The following is a 17,389-nucleotide window of genomic DNA, read 5'->3' on the forward strand; positions in this document are numbered from 1 at the left end:
ACCTAAAAATTTCCACAAGATTATTCTTTAGCTTGATCCTGCAAAGCCACTAACCAGTCAGTAAACTCTTTGCCTAAAGCATGATGTTTCATACCATATTGGACAAACGCCTGCATATAACCAAGCTTATTACCGCAATCATGGCTTACACCCTGCAAATGATAGGCTTCCACAGGCTCCCTTTCTATTAACATGGCAATTGCATCAGTGAGTTGAATTTCATCACCGGCACCTGGCGCTGTTTTTGCTAATAATGACCAAATTTTCTCGGACAACACATAACGGCCAACAATGGAAAGATTTGACGGCGCTTCTTTAGGTTGAGGTTTTTCAACTACGCGCTTAATTAGCTTGCTGTCGCCGGGTTGCAGATTTTCTCCCTGGCAATCGACAATACCATAACTGGAAACATCTTCATGAGGTACAGGTTCTACTAATATCTGGCTGGCTCCCGTTTCATTATAACGAACCAACATCTCGCTCAGATTATATCTGGTCAGATCTGTACTGTATTCATCAAGAATAACATCAGGCAGTATCACAGCAAAAGGTTCATCACCGATTAAAGGCTTGGCACATAACACCGCATGTCCTAATCCTTTAGCAATTCCCTGACGAGTTTGCATAATAGTGACATGACTTGGGCAAATAGATTGAACTTCGTCCAATAACTGACGCTTCACCCTTTTCTCAAGGATAGCTTCTAACTCAAAACTGGTATCAAAATGATTTTCAATTGAATTTTTTGATGAATGAGTCACCAAGATAATTTCATTAATGCCAGCGGCAATACATTCATTAACAACATACTGAATAAGAGGTTTATCTACTAAAGGTAACATCTCTTTAGGAATTGCTTTCGTAGCAGGTAACATCCTCGTTCCCAAGCCTGCGACTGGAATAACGGCTTTCTTTACTATTTTGTCTACTGATAGTTTGTCTACTGATCGTTTTTCTACTGATGGCATTAACCTTTCTCCCGATGTTTTTTGGCTGAAACAAATCCGTCTTCAACTCAAAATCAGTGCCAATTCTTTAATAAGGTATCACTATTACTGATTATTTTGTGTCAATAAACCGCGCACACGAACAGCACGCAGGAACCAATACATACAAAAGTTCACTGCTTCGTTCACCCTTCTGACCACTCAAAAAGTTATCACTTTTATCTGAGCAGTGCTAAATCCGCTCTTTGTACTAAAGAGCGGCAAATAAAATAGCCTGATTAGATAGATTTCCAAGCATAATAGGCGGAGTATACCAGCTAATTCTCTTCGATAAACATCACCATTCTGCTTAATTACATTACCGTGACTTGATGTTTAAAATCCATTTTAAACAAAATTCCACCTTGGTAATATTCACCCAAAATACATTGAAGAAAGCATCAGATTTATTTGACTATTTGTATTCCAAATCCGACATTGCCATTCAGCACTATGAGAACAAACTTGGTTCGAACAAATCGTTCTCAATGTCCCAAGAGGAACACCACTGTCTAATTGGATTTGGCGATTACCCGACTTAATACTGGCATGTAACCCCGCAGAAGTGAGCAGAACCGTTTTATTGATTGTATGATAATATCCAAGCAGCAATGGAAATTGCCCTTGTAACCCTGCACCTTCCAGTAACTTATTAATTCTATTTAGAATGCCTTCCATATTGGGTAAACGTCGGGAATGGTGGATGATATGCTCTTGTAACAAACTATTAAATATGACTCTAAGTAATAATGCTGAAATCACACCATACTCTTTTGAACGGCTAATATCTAGACAATAAAAAGCTAATTCATTGTCAGATAACGCCGCCATATCGAGAATTAATCCTGGATTATCAATCATATTTAATTTTCGGTAATTGACTTTACAGTGGGCAATCACTTGAGAAACTGGGGGTTGCAACTGCTTAAGCATATTTAATGCTTCATCTGAATTATGCTTTAGGGTTAACCAATCTTTATTCAAGTTATTCTGTTCAATCGCACCAGACATAAAGACCGTAGGATGTAAATAGGCCAACACCGATTTTTTTATCTCATTAAGATCTGAAACTGGTTTTAATAAAACATCTTTTGCACCCAAACGAAGCACTTCATCAATTTCGGCCATCTTGTTAGTTGCTGAAATAATAATAACTGGAATGCTAATACCCTCATTCGTCAATTTCGCAATAAATTCAATGCCATTCATGACCGGCATATCTAAATCACATAAAATAAGTTCAACATGAGCTTCGCGTCCTAGCACCTGTAGTGCAACAGCGCCATTAGATGCGACTAATACCTTAGCGCCCAACGTTCGCAAATACCCTGCCAGCAAAGAACAAAAAACAGGTTCATCCTCCACAATCAGAATTTTTTTGCCTGCCAATGCCTTTTCCATAAATACGCTCCCTTACCTTAATATTGCGACCTTGACCTTTTCTTAGGTACTATCACTCATATTAGTTCAATTAAGTGACTATCATTTGTTCTCTTACGTTTCTTTGCAATAGAAAACCCATAAAAATGGTATTTCACCCTTTACAATTGGAGTTATTTTGACAGAGCTATGTCCTTGTGGTAGTGGAATAGATTTTGCGGATTGCTGTTCCCCTTATCTCCAAAACATAAAATTTGCCCAAACTGCCGAATCACTGATGCGTTCCCGATACAGTGCCTATGTAAAGCACAACGCCGATTATCTAATTACCAGTTGGCATCCTGACTGCCAAGCTGAAAAGTGGCGTTTAGATATAGAACAAAGTTTTATTGTTACCCAGTGGCTCGGACTACATGTCATTACAACTGAAAAAGGCGAAAATGATAACGAAGCCTATGTTGAATTTTCAGCTTGCTTTCTTGATCAGAAATCCCAAGATAAGCAACTTATTCATGAGCGTTCACGTTTTCTTCGTATAGACCAGCGTTGGTACTATATTGATGGTGTAAAACCTATTGATGGCGTAAAACCTCAAACTGGCCGTAATAGCCCCTGCCCATGTGGTTCGGGTAAAAAATACAAAAAATGTTGTGGTTAAGACCCATAAACAGAAAACGCAAAATATTTAAGGATAATCCCATTCATGCAGCACCAACATATACAAAAGAAAATTTTACGCACTATTTGCCCTGATGCCAAAGGACTGATCGCCAAAATTACTAATATTTGCTACAAACACCAACTGAATATAGTTCAGAATAATGAATTCGTCGATCATCGTACTGGCCGCTTTTTTATGCGTACTGAGCTTGAAGGAATTTTCAATGATGAGACATTTCTTGCTGATTTAGATGATGCACTGCCGGTGGGCTCTCAACGGGAATTAAATAGTTCGGGGCGTCGACGTATTGTCATTATGGTGACAAAAGAAGCGCATTGTCTTGGGGATTTGCTCATGAAAAGCGCTTATGACGGGCTTGATGTTGAAATTGCGGCGGTTATCGGCAACCACGCAACATTACAATCATTGGTTGAACAATTTGGCATTCCTTTCCATTTAATCAGTCACGAAGGTTTAACCCGTGAACAACATGATGAAAAACTGATTGCCCAGATTGACCAATACAAACCTGACTACGTGGTATTAGCTAAATACATGCGAGTACTGACACCAGAATTCGTTCAGCATTATCCAAATCAGATTATTAACATTCACCACTCCTTTTTACCTGCATTTATCGGGGCGCGTCCTTATCATCAAGCTTATGAGAGAGGAGTAAAAATCATCGGAGCAACAGCGCATTATGTAAATAATAACTTAGATGAAGGCCCAATTATTACTCAGAAGGTCATTAACATAGACCATACATACACTGCTGAAGATATGATGAGAGCGGGCCGGGATGTTGAAAAAAATGTTCTGAGCCATGCTTTATATTGGGTTCTTGCTCAGAGGGTTTTTGTTTACGGCAACCGTACTGTAATTCTTTAAAGCTGAATTAATTGGGACAGCGAAACAACAATGCGGCGCTTGCGACGCATTGGCCCGCAGGGCGAGGAACGCAGTGACGAGTCATCCTTCCCCCTCCACCAACAAACAGACCGCTTATTTGCTCACAACAAGATCAATAAGGGTGGAAAATCAACATATAGTCACTTATTTTTAAATATCTACTTTACAGCAGCGGTTCATCTGATATGATTCCGTCCGCTGTAAGCAACAGCGATACTTCTCAAAATTTGGTGGGGTTCCCGAGCGGCCAAAGGGAGCAGACTGTAAATCTGCCGTCACAGACTTCGAAGGTTCGAATCCTTCCCCCACCACCATAAATATCCTTCAGGCCTTACAAAAACAAACCCAATAAGAACATACTCCTCATTTGGGGGAAGGTGAGAACCTTCGCTAAGGTTCGAGTTGAGCGTAGCGAAACAACAATGCGACGCTTGCGGCGCGTTAGCCCGCAGGGCGAGGAACGCAGTGACGAGTCATCCTTCCCCCACCACCATAAATATCCTTCAAGCCTTGCAAACAAACCTAAGTTCCTAAGTTAACATCCAATACCCCTTAATTCCTCCAAAAGCAGCCTACCTATACATCCCCCTAAATTATCTATCCTTAAACAGCTCCAGAGACTAATTAACATCTTTAAAAGAATTCAGTGAAAAGCATTTACCCAACCCTTAATGTACCCACAATGATATTTCTTATCACATCTTTATGTGAAGCTTAACATTTTGCAACAATCAACAATAAACCATATAAATCAATCAATTAAAACAAAAATCACCTTCAAGCAGCGAGCTTTCGAATGTGATAACCATCGTATATTTGTGAAATGATGTGTGAAATAATTATAAAAGAATAACAAATTATAACAACAACACCAGGGAACCATCATGAACCAATCAATACAAAAAATAGGAATTATAGGATTGGGGGCTATGGGCATGGGAATTGCCCGCGCGTTAATACGCGCGGGTATTCCCACATATGGATTTGATTTAAACCAAAAAGCCTGTGACCAACTACTACAAGCAGGCGCTAAAACGGCGACAAACAACGCTGCAAATTGGGCATCAGAGCTGGATGCTATCTTACTTGTTGTCGTCAATGGTGCTCAAATAGAAAGCATACTGTTTGAAGGCGAAACACCGTTAGTCAACCAGTTAAGAGCCGGTACGATCATTGTGCTTCACAGTACCGTTGCCGCAGAACAGGCTAAAGATTTTGCCCATCGTCTTAGCCAATACAATCTAAACATGCTGGACGCACCTATTTCAGGTGGCGCACTAAAAGCTGAACAAGGCCAACTCACCGTTATGGCCTCCGGTGAACCCGCATTATTTGAACAACTAAAACCCGTATTTGATGCCACCACCGAACGTCTCTACCATGTTGGAAATGAAATTGGTCAAGGCTCTACCGTCAAAACAATCCATCAATTACTTGCCGGTATACATATTGCTGCCGCGGCTGAAAGTATGGCATTGGCAGCCAAAGCTGGCATTTCCCTGGAGCTGATGTACGACATTGTAACCCACGCGGCTGGTAACTCTTGGATGTTTGAAAACCGCGTTCCCCACATTCTGGCAGGGGATTACACCGCCAAATCTTCCGTAGACATTTTTGTCAAAGATCTGGGATTAGCATTAGAAACAGGTAAGGATCTGAAATTCCCATTACCATTATCAGCCACTGCACATCAAATGTTCCTTGCTGCCAGTAATGAAGGTTTTGGCCAATGGGATGACAGCGCGATTATCAAAACATTTAAAGGTATCACTTTGCCGGAGAAAAAATAATGACCATTAAATTGGGCGTTATCGCTGATGACTTTACCGGCGCAACCGATATAGCCGGTTTTATGGCACAAAGTGGTTGGCGAGTTGTCCAGCTATTGGATACACCTGATGAAAATACCGCCATTCCACAGGATATTGATGCTATCGTTATCAGCCTGAAAAGCCGTTCCTGCCCGATAGTCGAAGCCGTGAATAACGCGGTGAAATCCTGCCGCTGGTTACGTCATAAAACAGGTTGTCAACAAATATTCTTCAAATACTGCTCAACTTTTGACTCTACCAGCAAAGGCAATATTGGGCCGGTCACTGATGCCCTGATGGATGAACTACAAACAGACATCACGCTAATCTCCCCTGCCCTTCCCGTTAACGGGCGAACAGTTGTACATGGGCATCTATTTGTCAACGGTCAACTACTTAATGAAAGCGGTATGCAGCACCATCCCGTGACACCAATGGCAGATGCCAATCTGCTACGCTTAATGGAACAACAAGCTCAAGGGAAAGCAGGTTTGGTGGATCTGGCATGTGTACACCAGGGAGAACAAGCAATCCGCGTGAGACTAAATCATTTACAACAACAAAACATACGCTACGCAATAACAGACACCCTCTCCATGAATGATCTACTGCCTATTGCCAGAGCGGCATCAGAACTGAAATTAATCACTGGTGGTTCCGGTCTTGGCGCTGCTCTTGCCAGCATAGACACTGGTAAGCCATTGATGCCATGCCAACCAGAAGGAGCAACACCACCCGCCGAGAATAGACGCACTGTGATCCTATCTGGCAGTTGTTCTGTCATGACCAACAAACAAGTTGCCCTGTACCAGAAACTGGCCCCTGCTCAATCCTTGAATATTGATTCATGTATCAATGATCCACAATATGCCGAAAAACTGGTTGCGTGGGTTATTCTGCAATCAGAAAACCATCTGGCTCCCATGCTATACGCCACTCAATCCCCAGAAACATTACAGAAAACCCAACAGCAATATGGTGCGGCTATTGCCAGTGAAGCAATAGAAAACACCTTCGCCCGCGTTGTAAAAAACCTGTGTCAGCTAGGATTCAATACCTTTATTATCGCAGGCGGCGAAACTGCCGGTAAAATAGTACAAAGTCTGGACATTCAACAACTCAGTATCGGCGCACCTATTGCGCCTGGCGTACCTTGGGTACACGATCGACAACACAATTATTGGCTGGCATTGAAATCAGGTAACTTCGGCAATATCGATTTCTTCCTGCATGTACAGGAGATGTTTCATGAGTGAGCAAGCACTAAGGTCAGAGTTAGTCGAATGGGCTCGTTCAATGTTCTACCGGGGTTATAGCAGTGGCGGTGCAGGTAACATCAGCGCCAAACTGGAAGATGGCACGATTATCATCACGCCGACCAACTCCAGTTTTGGTGACTTGCAAGCTGATCGCCTGAGTAAGCTAGATGCAGAAGGTGATTGGCTATCCGGTGACAAACCCACAAAAGAAGTTTCCATGCATTTGGCAATGTACCGCAACCGTCCCGAATGCCATGCGGTGGTCCATCTACATTCCCCTTGGTTAACCGCTCTTTCCTGCCTACCCAATCTGGACAAAAGTAACTGTCTACCACCCATTACGCCCTACTATGTAATGCGGGTCGGAAAACTGCCTCTGGTCAAATATCTGCCACCAGGAGATGAAAGAATCGGTGAAGAAATTGCGAAGCTGGCCGCAAAACACAACGCAATCCTCCTCTCAAACCACGGACCTGTTGTCGGCGGCAAAACTTTACGGCAAGCTTTTTTCAACGCAGAGGAATTGGAAGATACCGCACGGCTCTATTTAACCTTATTGCCACACGGCTTCACGACATTAAATAAAGAGCAAGTACAAGAACTTGAAACTCGTTACCCAAAAACTGAGTGAACAAACAAGGAATTCGTCATGGCTAAATTCGCGGCAAACTTGAGCATGATGTTCAATGATGTACCTTTCACAGAACGGTTTGCCCGTGCAGCCAAAGCTGGATTTAAAGGCATTGAATATCTGTTTCCTTATGAAGTCGCAGCGGAAGAGCTTGCTGCCCTATTAAAACAGCATCAATTAACACAGGCTCTATTCAACATGCCCGCCGGAAACTGGGCGGCAGGAGAAAGAGGAATAGCCTCTATGCCTGGCCGTGAAAAAGAATTTATTGAAGGTACACAAATAGCTCTGAAATATGCACTGGCTCTGAATTGCAAGCAAGTTCATGCTATGGCCGGGAAATTGCATGAACAATTCACACCAGAACAACAACGTGAGTGTTATATCAAAAACATTCGATATGCCGCTGATGTCATGGCAGAACGTAACATCAACGTATTAATTGAACCAATTAATACTCGTGATATGCCGGGTTACTTTTTAACAACTCAACATCAGGCTGAAACATTACTCAAAGAAATTGACCGTCAAAATGTTTTTATCCAGTTGGATCTTTATCACTGCCAGATCATGGAAGGAGATTTGCTACGCACCATCGAGCGTCTATGGGGAAAATTCAGTCACATCCAGATTGCCTCCGTGCCTGAACGCCACGAACCCGATAGCGGCGAAGTGAACTATCCGTGGCTATTTAACAAACTGGATGAAATGGGCTATCAAGGGTGGTTGGGCTGTGAATATCACCCCGCTGGTTACACCGAAGATGGTCTGGATTGGTTGACCAAAGCACAGAAATAATCAGGAGAAGATATGCTTCCATCAGAGCGTAGAGACTTTATTTATCGCTATGTACATGAATATCAGACAATTTCTATCAGCGCACTGGTTAAACTGATGAACGTCTCACATATGACAGTACGGCGGGATATCCGCACTCTGGAGGAAGAAGGAAAAGTCGTTAGTGTCAGTGGCGGTGTGCAACTTAGTGATGTTTTACGTCAGGAATTGCCTTGGAATGAAAAAGCCCAGCTTAATCATCGTCATAAGCGGGAAATTGGTCAATACGCCGTATCTATGGTTGAAGATGGACAAGTGGTCTATCTTGATGCTGGCACCACCACGTTTGAAATTGCCAGAGTCCTAGCTGAGCGTTTTAACCTCACTATCATCACGAACGATTTTTCCATTACCCAATATCTGATGAACAAACCCCAATTAAATCTGTTCCATACCGGGGGGCAGGTAGATAAGAGAAATCATTCCTGTGTTGGCCCTATCGCCGCTATGTTGCTTCGCAACTTAAATGTGGATATTGCCTTTATTAGCACCAGCTCATGGGATCTGGAGCATGGTGTCTCCACGCCGCATGAAGAAAAAGTTTTAGTCAAACAAGCAGTATTGGAAATCGCCCGCCGACGTGTTTTGGTGTCTGATAGCAGTAAATATGGCAAATACGGCATGTTTCGGGTCTGCCCGCTTTCGAGTTTGGATGATATTGTCTGTGATAGCCAGCTTCCGCCGAAAGTGCAGCAACAATTACGAGAACATAATCTGATATTACATACCGTCAGCGTATAAAGGATAAGAACCCTACTATACCCTATAAGCAAATAGCCCAAAGCTATTAAACAAGGAGAGTTACAATGAAAGTGATAATCACTGGTGGCGCAGGTTTTCTGGGTCAGCAACTAGCCAGCGCTTTACTAAACAACAATCAAACATTAAATTTCGACCAACTCATATTGACCGATATTCAATGTCCTGTTTCACCCGTTAATGATCCCCGCGTTCAGTGTCTGGCGCTGGATTTAACTCAATCAGGAGCTGCGGAAAAGCTGATCGATGAAAACAGTGCGGTGTTATTCCATCTCGCCGCCATTGTCAGTAGTCACGCTGAAAGCGATTTTGATCTCGGCTTGCAAGTTAACTTTGATGTTACTCGCAACTTATTAAACGTTGCACGGGCTAAAAATCCAAAATTGAAATTTATCTTCACCAGTTCCCTGGCCGTATTTGGCGGAGAATTACCATCAACCATTACGGATCAGTGTGCGGTTAATCCTCAATCATCCTATGGCGCACAGAAAGCCATGTGTGAATTGATGATTAACGACTATTCCCGCAAAGGATATGTCGATGGCCGCATACTTCGTCTGCCAACAATCAGTATCCGCCCAGGTAAACCAAACAAAGCTGCATCCTCTTTTGCCAGTGGCATTATCCGTGAACCTCTGCACGGAGAAAGCAGTATCTGCCCAGTTTCCCGCGATCTGACTTTATGGCTTTCCAGCCCTGAAACCGTGATCCGCAACTTTATACATGCAGCTCAAATTCCGGCAGAAAAATTTGGTCTTTCCCGCACCGTTAATTTACCGGGTATTAGCGTCACAGTTCAGAACATGATTGATGCACTGGCCGAGATTGCCGGGCAGAAAGCGGTGGATCTCATCCGCTTTGAACCAGACGAAAACATTAACCGTATTGTTGCCAGTTGGCCGGGTCACTTCGATATCAACCGTGGCTTATCACTGGGTTTTCATGTTGATAATACTTTCAGTGATGCAATCCGTGCTTTTATCTCCAATAACCTGTCCCAAGCTGGAGGCTAATTATGGAACGCTACATTCCGGTCATTGGTCTGGGTATTGCCGTATTTACGTTGATCTTTCTGGTACTACGTACCCGTGTTCATGCTTTATTAGCAATGCTCATCGCAGCGGCGATTGCCGGGCTCACGGGTGGCTTAACCGCAGCAAATACCATTGATGTTATGACTAAAGGTTTTGGCTCCACACTGGGCAGTATCGGGATTGTTATCGGTCTGGGGGTCATGATGGGACGGGTGCTGGAAGTTTCCGGCGCCGCGGAACAGATAGCCTACAGTTTTATCAAATGGTTAGGTAAAAAACGCGAAGAATGGGCATTAGCGATCACCGGTTATATCGTCAGTATCCCAATTTTCGTCGACTCTGCCTTTGTTATTCTCTATCCACTGGCAAAGGCTCTCGCAAAAAAGGGAAAACGTCATCTTCTAACGCTTGGCGTGGCCCTAGCCGGCGGATTGGTTGTTACCCACCACACTGTTCCGCCAACACCGGGGCCACTGGGAGTTGCTGGTATTTTCGGTGTCGATGTCGGCGCCATGATGTTAACCGGTATGGTTCTGGCGGTACCTTGCGTTATTGGCATTGTATTTTATGCCAAATGGTTAGCAGTAAAATATCCTGAATTTCAACCCATTGATGAAGCCGAAGAAGCTCAAGATCTACAAACAATTCATCAACGCTATATAGAAGAAAAAGCGAACAAACCACTACCGAGTCTATTTCTTTCCCTGTTGCCGATTATTGTTCCTATTGTTTTGATCTTCATTAAAGCCATTAATGGCCTGTTATTAAACACTGAAACTTTTACTGGACAAGAAAACAACTTCTATTTTCAGACATTCGATTTCCTTGGTGCACCAGTTATTGCCTTAGCCATTAGTGTATTATTGGCGGTTTATACCTTGATGCCAAAAGCCAATAAACATGAAGTCATTGACCGTCTGGAAGAAGGTTTACAGGCTGCCGGTATTATTTTATTAGTGACAGGAGCAGGCGGTGCGTTAGGCGCGGTATTGCGTGAAAGTGGTACCGGCGCCATTCTGGCGCAATATATAGCCAATCTCCCCCTAACACCGGTGCTGATTCCATTTATCATCGCAACACTGGTTCGCTTAATTCAAGGTTCCGGCACTGTGGCAATGATTACCGCTGCTTCTATTTCTGCACCAATTATTAGTCAAATTCCGGGGATCAACATGTTGGTTGCCGCACAAGCAGCAACGATGGGTTCGTTATTCTTCGGTTATTTTAATGACAGCCTATTCTGGGTCGTTAACCGCATGATGGGAATCAAAGATGCCAAACAACAGATGATCGTTTGGTCAATACCAACCACTATTGCATGGGCGATTGGCTTGTGTGGCGTCATCATCTTGGATCTAGTGTTATAAATACCAAATCATTAGCAAAACTATCATTTAGCCTCCTTAAAATTAAGAGGCTAAATTAATATATTGATCATACTATGACCTTTTATAAAATTTCATTTATCAATCATCGAAATTTTATCTCAGACTGAAAAACATTACGCCAATCCTTCGTTTACCCCTTTTGCGGGAAACAACACCAAGTAAAATTTTTTGCACCCTTCTCCAATCCATACCAAACCACTCTGATTCTCAGAAATAGTAAAACAATAACTGTATAAATATGACTAAATGAAAATATGATTCGTTATCATAATAATAGGAATAAATTACAACCAAAAATTAGACTTTACTCCTATTAGTGACTATCACAATGTAAAAACAATCTATACCCGTCACTTTTCAAGTTGCCTCTTTGTTGGCTGCACTCACTCACCCCAGTCACATAGTTATCTATGCTCCCGGGGATTCGTTCACTTGCCGCCAGGGCTAACGCATCAAAGCTCATTATATAAACAAACTCAAGGATTCGAATAAATAATCATCATTTAAACAACAGAGCCTGCGTTTATTTTCCATGCTTAAATTACGGGATTTATTCTGTTTCAGCATGTTCAAAATCCATTTTCTTAGTACAGCTAAATTTTCACCGGCAAATCCCATCCGGGCCTAGAGTTTATCTTCTCGAAACACAACATCAAGTGACCGGTGTAAATGATTCTCCACCGACCAGTGAGAGCGTGTCGCCTGCAAGGCTTTCTCCGCATTCATTGGCTGGCTACTGATATAAAATCGGACAAAATCATGCCCACGTCCTTTTTCTGTCCGTTCAGATTGGACTGCTATTATCGTCTTTGCTTTCCATTTCTGACAAATGGGCATCTGCTCACCCACAGGGAATTGCCAGCATCGGCGATGTTCCCGGCGACCATGCTGATTATCAAATTGTTCGCAGAAAGAGGGGCCGGCAATATCTTTTGGCGTATTCGCCCAAAAAGCGTGAAATTGCGCGCTGACTTCAGCGGCTAGTGTCGGCTGATTATCTTTGACTGCCAGCAAATAATCCGCGGATTTTTCCAGAATAATCTCGGCGATTTTTGTTTGCGTTCCCGCCGCATCAATGCTCACAAGACATCCTTCCAGCGCCAATAATTGGAGAAGTTCAGGAATGGCTTTTATTTCATTGGATTTTTTCTCCACTTTTTGTTGCCCAAGGCAGAGGCCCAGTTCAGTTGACCAGACATTGACGGTATGGATACGATTAGCTCCCCGACCTTTTGCTGTTGCCCTTAACGCCTTACCGTCAACCGCCAGTTGCCCTGAAAGACCTTCCTTTTTCAAAATATGACTCACCCATTCCTGAAACAATGATTGCAGGGTACTGGCTGGCATAATGGCAAAATCCGGTTAAAGGTGTCATGTGGGGGAACTCCATTTGCCAGGGTTAACCAACGCTTAAACCATTTTTCGCGTTCCTGAGCAAAGAGCGCAATTTCGGACCCGGTATCAAACCACACATCATGGCACAGAGTGTCATAAAAATGACCTCAGATAGCACATGAGAACATTTTGCTTGTTGACGTGGGTCAGGTAAGGCTTCAAGGTAGTCAAACAGGGCTTTCTGAGTCATAAATAAGGCCATTATTATGGGAAGTTGTGGATAAATAACGGCAAACAGATAAGATTGCAACAAGAATAAAACGTGGCTTATTTTGTACGGTTAATTTGTCATCTTATGGATAAAAAATGATCATGCGTTAGCCCTGCACTTGCCGCCGCGCTGCGGCTCGAAATCTATTAGATATATATATTTTCATAATATTATCCAATAAAATCAAAATATAATTTCAAATATTTACCTGATTACCATCGAATCTCAGCTAGCTTGAGTAAATACTCAGGTATAGGTGCTGCCCGGATACATGAATAAATAAGCTGTTCGAATGTTTTTTTAAGGTTAAAGCGCCAATTAAACTTGAAACAGAATTCGGCAAGATAACGAGGTAAATACTTTTTGCTAATCGAATGATAGGTTCCGCGTATCGAATTTTTTACATTACTCATCATTGTGTTAACCCACTGAAAATAAGGAAGCTTAACACTCTGCGCTCCACCGCCAGTGACGAGGGGCAAATGGAAAGTCCCGGCTTGCTCAATCCCCCGAAAGCAAGCTAATCCATCTGAAATAACAAGGGATTTTGGTTTAAGATGCACTTTAGCCCAACGGGTAAGTTCCCCGGTCTTAAACCCTTTCACAACGCTGAAACGCATGAACATAGGGTGGCCCTTTTCATTCATTGAAACCGCCGCAACGAAAGGGCATTTCCCTTTTGCCCCTCGCCCTCGGGGGCCATGCTGAGCCCCTCCCCAGTATGCGTCGTCAAGCTGAATAAACCCGCCGAGAGGCTTTTCGTCATCCCGTTCTTTCATTGCTTTCATTAGCTTGTGTTTCATACGCCATGCAGCGTTGTAGGAAATGCCCAGTTGACGTGACAATTCAAGTGCAGAAATCCCATTTTTCTCCTGAGTCATGAGATAAATCGCCAAAAACCACACAGTTAAAGGTAATTTTGACGCAGAAAACACTGTGCCGGCCGTCAAAGATGTCTGATGATGGCATTGATTGCACTGATAAAGGAGACGAGATTTTAACTGGCAATACTTATCATGCCCACAATGAGGGCAGTGATACCCCGTAGGCCAGCGCATATCGAACACCTGTTTCTGGCATTGTTCTTCATGACCCTATAATGAAATAAACTCATGAATAGAAATGCCTTTTTGGAATTGAATCTGATTTTTAGCCATTTTCATTTACCTCCACACAGACTTATTTTAAGTATACGCCTATGGGAGCTGAATTTAAGTGATAATCAGGAATATTTAATATTCTTCTTGACACTATTAATTGCAATAATATTTTTAAATGCCGAAAATAAATTAGAAATTAATTTTATCATTTCATAACATGAATAAATCATGCATTTATATAATCTAATTGAACAATAAAAACATTTAAAATAAAATCATAAAAATAATATATAAGATTACGTTATCCCTATTTCCTTGTTAATAATGTTTCAAGAATTACCAATAGTACAATTTAATCCAAAATAAAAATATCGTGCAAATCATAATTTCCTAATTGAATTTACATTAAAAAAACATTATCTGCATTGTAAATACACCAAGTTATTTAATAACAAATATTTATTTTTCTTTATTCTAAATAATAAAACTCCATTAATCATAAATGAGATATAAATATGCATATAATCGTTATTCCGCCAGACCATATTGATATAGTATATACCCGTAATCATTGAAGATGCTTGATTTTATCCGAAATGGAGATCATTATCCTCGCTATGAAAATATTTATTACATCAGAACAAAAAATCAAACTTGAGCATCTTCACGACACCACTCGTGATGGTCAAGTACGCGACAGAATAAAAGCTATCCTTCTGGCTTCTGAAGGGTGGAGTTCTGTGATGATAGCCCAGGCATTGCGACTCCATCAGACCACCGTTGACCGCCATATCAGTGATTACCTTAATCAAGGTAAACTTAAATCGGGTAATGGGGGGTCTGACAGTTTACTTTCCCGGGAACAAACTGATTTTTTAATCAACCACTTATCTCAACATCTTTTCCATCACACCCGTGAAATCGTGGCCTATGTCGCTCAGCTCTGGAATATGACCTTTAGCATTCCCGGCATGAATAAATGGTTACATCGTCAGGGTTTTTCTTATAAAAATCTATGGTCACCCCCGTTTTTGCAACACAAATTTTGATGTATGGTGGGCTTGCGTAAATCTATTCGGCGTCTGGTGAGCAGTCATGCCCGCGCCACGATGAGTTCCGTGCCTGCCGAACCTTAAAAACCGGTCGGCTTCAGAGAGCCATTTTTTATATCAGGTTCATCAGCAGGCCGATATGCCGTTCATGTCATCAATTATCTGTCGTCGCAAAACCAGATGGTAACTGCTTAACTTACTGAGCTAACGCAGTTTTTCGTTGGCTCTTTTATTTAATGAACACCGTCTGATGTGCCGTAACGGCCCAGGCTATTCGTGCCAGTTTGTTCGCCAGCGCACACGCTACAACGTTCGAGTGATGGCTGGCAAGCTGCCTGTTCACCCACTCTGCCAGACGCCCTGGATTATGCTCCAGCCGCTGCATAAAGACCCTGGCACACTGCGCCAGCAGCCGTCTCAGATTTTTATCACCCCGCTTGCTGATGCCCATCAGTGTCGTTTTTCCACCCGTGCTGTACTGGCGGGGAACCAGCCCTGTTGAAGCCGCAAAGTCACGGCTGCTGGCATAGTTTTTACCGTCCCCCAGCCGCATGGCTAACAGACTCGCCGTTACCGGCCCAACGCCAGGAATGGTCAGCAGGCGTTGAGCGGTTTCATCTTCCGACAGATGCGTTTTCAGTTCCTTATCGACTTCCTCAATTTCTCCGCTGAGGTAAACATAATGACTGTGGCGTCTGCTCAGAACCCTTGCCAGATACGGCGGAAAGTCATTTTCTTCCAGCACAGCGGCCAGACGTCGTATCACGGCAATACCGCGCGGCAGACTGACGCCGAACTCCAGCAAAAAAGCGCGCATCTGATTGGTGGTTTTAACGCGTTGCCGTATCAGTGAGTCTCTGACGCGATGGAGGGCGGCCATCGCCTGTTGGTCTTCTGTGCGGGGGGCACAAAGCGCATGGAGGGCCGGGAAGCTGCCTCGCAGATAGCTTCAGCATCGACAAAATCGTTCTTGTTACTCTTAACAAAAGGACGGACGAACTGCGGAGAAATCAGCTTTGCCTCATGGCCTAAATCAGCGATCCGGCGAGCCATAAAGTGCGCCCCACCGCAGGACTCCATCACTACGGTTGCAGCCTTGCAGGAACCGAGAAAATTAATAAGCTGAGTGCGGGAAAACTTCTTACGCATCAGGGCGTTACCCTGCCTGTCCTGACAGTGGACATGGAAGGAATGTTTACCGAGATCGATACCAATAAGCGTAATGTTTTGCATGATGGTTCCCTCTAAAATAAAATACCCTGCTAGCGTACCTCTCACAGGGTGGGAGTGACCATCTCATTAACCGTGTGGTGTCCCTCATAAATTCGAGGCAGAAAAACAGCGACAATTTATTGAATATTATGAAGCTCTTAAGGTTACAGCGAAAGACGAGTCCATCCTCTTTCTTGACGCGGTTCACCCGACTCAAGGCACCAAACTCGGTTATGGCTGGATGCGAAAAGGAGAGAAAAAAACAGTCAAAACAACGGGAAGCCGAACTCGCCTGAATCTATTGGGCACCCTCAACCTGAATGCCATTGGTCGTACGGTGTTCCAGGAATATCAAACCCTCAATGACTACAACATTTGCTGTTTTTTCAATGAAATAAGAAAGTCTTATCCTGACTATCATCAAAAAATTCATCTTATTGTGGATGGGGCGGGTTACAACAAAGCTCATCTTGTGAAGGAGTGGGCTTATGTTAGCAATATTAAGTGACATTACCTTCCGCCATACAGCCCGAATTTAAACCCGATAGAGCGATTATGGAAGGTCATGAATGAATATGTTCGAAATAACCGTTATTTCGCGGATAAACATGAATTTCGAGACAAAGTCTTCAAATTTTTCACCACAACGCTACCTGATATAGCGGACTCGCTGACGTCTAGAATTAACGACCATTTTCAGGTGCTAAAAACTGCATCTTGAAGTTTCTTGGGTATATAATGGAACTTTATCTCCATCATCA

General features: G+C 42.9%; 11 protein-coding genes, 1 tRNA gene, 1 other RNA gene and 5 pseudogenes. 13 read left to right on the forward strand and 5 right to left on the reverse strand.

Annotation, left to right across the window (positions count from 1 at the left end):
* Positions 1 to 20 precede the first annotated feature (20 nt).
* Together galU and rssB are read right to left on the reverse strand one after the other, a co-directional pair.
* A complete protein-coding gene (gene galU / locus ACGF5R_RS00410; protein WP_112875862.1) occupies positions 21 to 968 on the reverse strand; it encodes a UTP--glucose-1-phosphate uridylyltransferase GalU in 948 nt (315 codons plus the stop codon).
* 393 nt (positions 969 to 1,361) lie between these two features.
* Positions 1,362 to 2,387 carry a two-component system response regulator RssB gene (gene rssB, locus ACGF5R_RS00415; RefSeq protein WP_112875861.1) on the reverse strand — a complete coding sequence of 342 codons (1,026 nt, stop codon included), beginning with the start codon at positions 2,385 to 2,387 and terminating at the stop codon, positions 1,362 to 1,364.
* A 157-nt stretch (positions 2,388 to 2,544) separates the two neighbouring features.
* On the opposite strand from rssB, the gene ACGF5R_RS00420 reads away from it, so the two are divergent.
* From ACGF5R_RS00420 to ACGF5R_RS00470, 11 genes are all read left to right on the forward strand, one after another.
* The gene (locus tag ACGF5R_RS00420) at positions 2,545 to 3,024 is read left to right on the forward strand and encodes a YchJ family protein (protein WP_112875860.1); all 480 of its coding nucleotides are present in this window, start codon (positions 2,545 to 2,547) and stop codon (positions 3,022 to 3,024) included.
* A 45-nt stretch (positions 3,025 to 3,069) separates the two neighbouring features.
* Positions 3,070 to 3,918 (forward strand): formyltetrahydrofolate deformylase, encoded by an 849-nt coding sequence (gene purU / locus ACGF5R_RS00425; RefSeq protein WP_387689139.1) that lies wholly within the window; start codon positions 3,070 to 3,072, stop codon positions 3,916 to 3,918.
* A 250-nt stretch (positions 3,919 to 4,168) separates the two neighbouring features.
* Positions 4,169 to 4,253, forward strand: a tRNA-Tyr gene (locus ACGF5R_RS00430).
* Between the two features lie 43 nt (positions 4,254 to 4,296).
* Positions 4,297 to 4,432: non-coding RNA, RtT sRNA (locus ACGF5R_RS00435), on the forward strand.
* 391 nt (positions 4,433 to 4,823) lie between these two features.
* On the forward strand, positions 4,824 to 5,729 hold the full coding sequence (gene ltnD, locus ACGF5R_RS00440; protein ID WP_112875858.1) for an L-threonate dehydrogenase: 906 nt from the start codon (positions 4,824 to 4,826) through the stop codon (positions 5,727 to 5,729).
* The gene (otnK, locus tag ACGF5R_RS00445) at positions 5,729 to 7,006 is read left to right on the forward strand and encodes a 3-oxo-tetronate kinase (protein ID WP_112875857.1); all 1,278 of its coding nucleotides are present in this window, start codon (positions 5,729 to 5,731) and stop codon (positions 7,004 to 7,006) included. Before ltnD ends, otnK begins: the two co-directional genes overlap by 1 nt.
* The gene (locus ACGF5R_RS00450; RefSeq protein ID WP_112875856.1) at positions 6,999 to 7,640 is read left to right on the forward strand and encodes an aldolase; all 642 of its coding nucleotides are present in this window, start codon (positions 6,999 to 7,001) and stop codon (positions 7,638 to 7,640) included. Before otnK ends, ACGF5R_RS00450 begins: the two co-directional genes overlap by 8 nt.
* Before the next feature lie 18 nt (positions 7,641 to 7,658).
* Entirely contained in the window at positions 7,659 to 8,438 is a 780-nt protein-coding gene (gene otnI / locus ACGF5R_RS00455) for a 2-oxo-tetronate isomerase (RefSeq protein ID WP_387689142.1), read from the forward strand.
* A gap of 12 nt (positions 8,439 to 8,450) precedes the next feature.
* A complete protein-coding gene (locus ACGF5R_RS00460; RefSeq protein ID WP_112875854.1) occupies positions 8,451 to 9,218 on the forward strand; it encodes a DeoR/GlpR family DNA-binding transcription regulator in 768 nt (255 codons plus the stop codon).
* 65 nt (positions 9,219 to 9,283) lie between these two features.
* Positions 9,284 to 10,249: a D-erythronate dehydrogenase gene (gene denD, locus ACGF5R_RS00465; protein WP_387689146.1), complete on the forward strand. Its 966-nt coding sequence runs from the start codon at positions 9,284 to 9,286 to the stop codon at positions 10,247 to 10,249.
* Between the two features lie 2 nt (positions 10,250 to 10,251).
* Positions 10,252 to 11,637, forward strand: a complete 1,386-nt coding sequence (locus tag ACGF5R_RS00470) for a GntP family permease (RefSeq protein WP_112875852.1) — start codon at positions 10,252 to 10,254, stop codon at positions 11,635 to 11,637.
* Positions 11,638 to 12,120: 483 nt separating this feature from the next.
* Here the strand turns inward: ACGF5R_RS00470 and ACGF5R_RS00475 are convergent.
* Positions 12,121 to 13,243, reverse strand: a pseudogene (locus ACGF5R_RS00475) (ISAs1 family transposase).
* A gap of 233 nt (positions 13,244 to 13,476) precedes the next feature.
* Positions 13,477 to 14,421 (reverse strand): annotated as a pseudogene (locus tag ACGF5R_RS00480) (IS1595 family transposase).
* Between the two features lie 560 nt (positions 14,422 to 14,981).
* On the opposite strand from ACGF5R_RS00480, the pseudogene ACGF5R_RS00485 reads away from it, so the two are divergent.
* Positions 14,982 to 15,410: pseudogene (locus ACGF5R_RS00485) on the forward strand (transposase); the annotation flags it as partial.
* 235 nt (positions 15,411 to 15,645) lie between these two features.
* Here ACGF5R_RS00485 and ACGF5R_RS00490 read toward each other — a convergent pair.
* A pseudogene (locus ACGF5R_RS00490) lies at positions 15,646 to 16,649 on the reverse strand (IS110 family transposase).
* Between the two features lie 70 nt (positions 16,650 to 16,719).
* On the opposite strand from ACGF5R_RS00490, the pseudogene ACGF5R_RS00495 reads away from it, so the two are divergent.
* Positions 16,720 to 17,349: pseudogene (locus ACGF5R_RS00495) on the forward strand (IS630 family transposase); the annotation flags it as partial.
* Positions 17,350 to 17,389 lie beyond the last annotated feature (40 nt).

The organism is Photorhabdus sp. RM71S (assembly GCF_042879355.1).
GTDB lineage: Bacteria > Pseudomonadota > Gammaproteobacteria > Enterobacterales > Enterobacteriaceae > Photorhabdus > Photorhabdus kayaii.

Excerpts from the sequence above, each read along its gene's own strand:
- otnK (WP_112875857.1), top strand. The coding sequence starts at position 5,729 with ATGACCATTAAATTGGGCGTTATCGCTGATGACTTTACCGGCGCAACC.
- purU (WP_387689139.1), top strand. The coding sequence starts at position 3,070 with ATGCAGCACCAACATATACAAAAGAAAATTTTACGCACTATTTGCCCT.
- ACGF5R_RS00460 (WP_112875854.1), top strand. The coding sequence starts at position 8,451 with ATGCTTCCATCAGAGCGTAGAGACTTTATTTATCGCTATGTACATGAA.
- ltnD (WP_112875858.1), top strand. The coding sequence starts at position 4,824 with ATGAACCAATCAATACAAAAAATAGGAATTATAGGATTGGGGGCTATG.
- galU (WP_112875862.1), bottom strand. The coding sequence starts at position 968 with ATGCCATCAGTAGAAAAACGATCAGTAGACAAACTATCAGTAGACAAA.
- ACGF5R_RS00450 (WP_112875856.1), top strand. The coding sequence starts at position 6,999 with ATGAGTGAGCAAGCACTAAGGTCAGAGTTAGTCGAATGGGCTCGTTCA.
- rssB (WP_112875861.1), bottom strand. The coding sequence starts at position 2,387 with ATGGAAAAGGCATTGGCAGGCAAAAAAATTCTGATTGTGGAGGATGAA.
- otnI (WP_387689142.1), top strand. The coding sequence starts at position 7,659 with ATGGCTAAATTCGCGGCAAACTTGAGCATGATGTTCAATGATGTACCT.
- ACGF5R_RS00470 (WP_112875852.1), top strand. The coding sequence starts at position 10,252 with ATGGAACGCTACATTCCGGTCATTGGTCTGGGTATTGCCGTATTTACG.
- denD (WP_387689146.1), top strand. The coding sequence starts at position 9,284 with ATGAAAGTGATAATCACTGGTGGCGCAGGTTTTCTGGGTCAGCAACTA.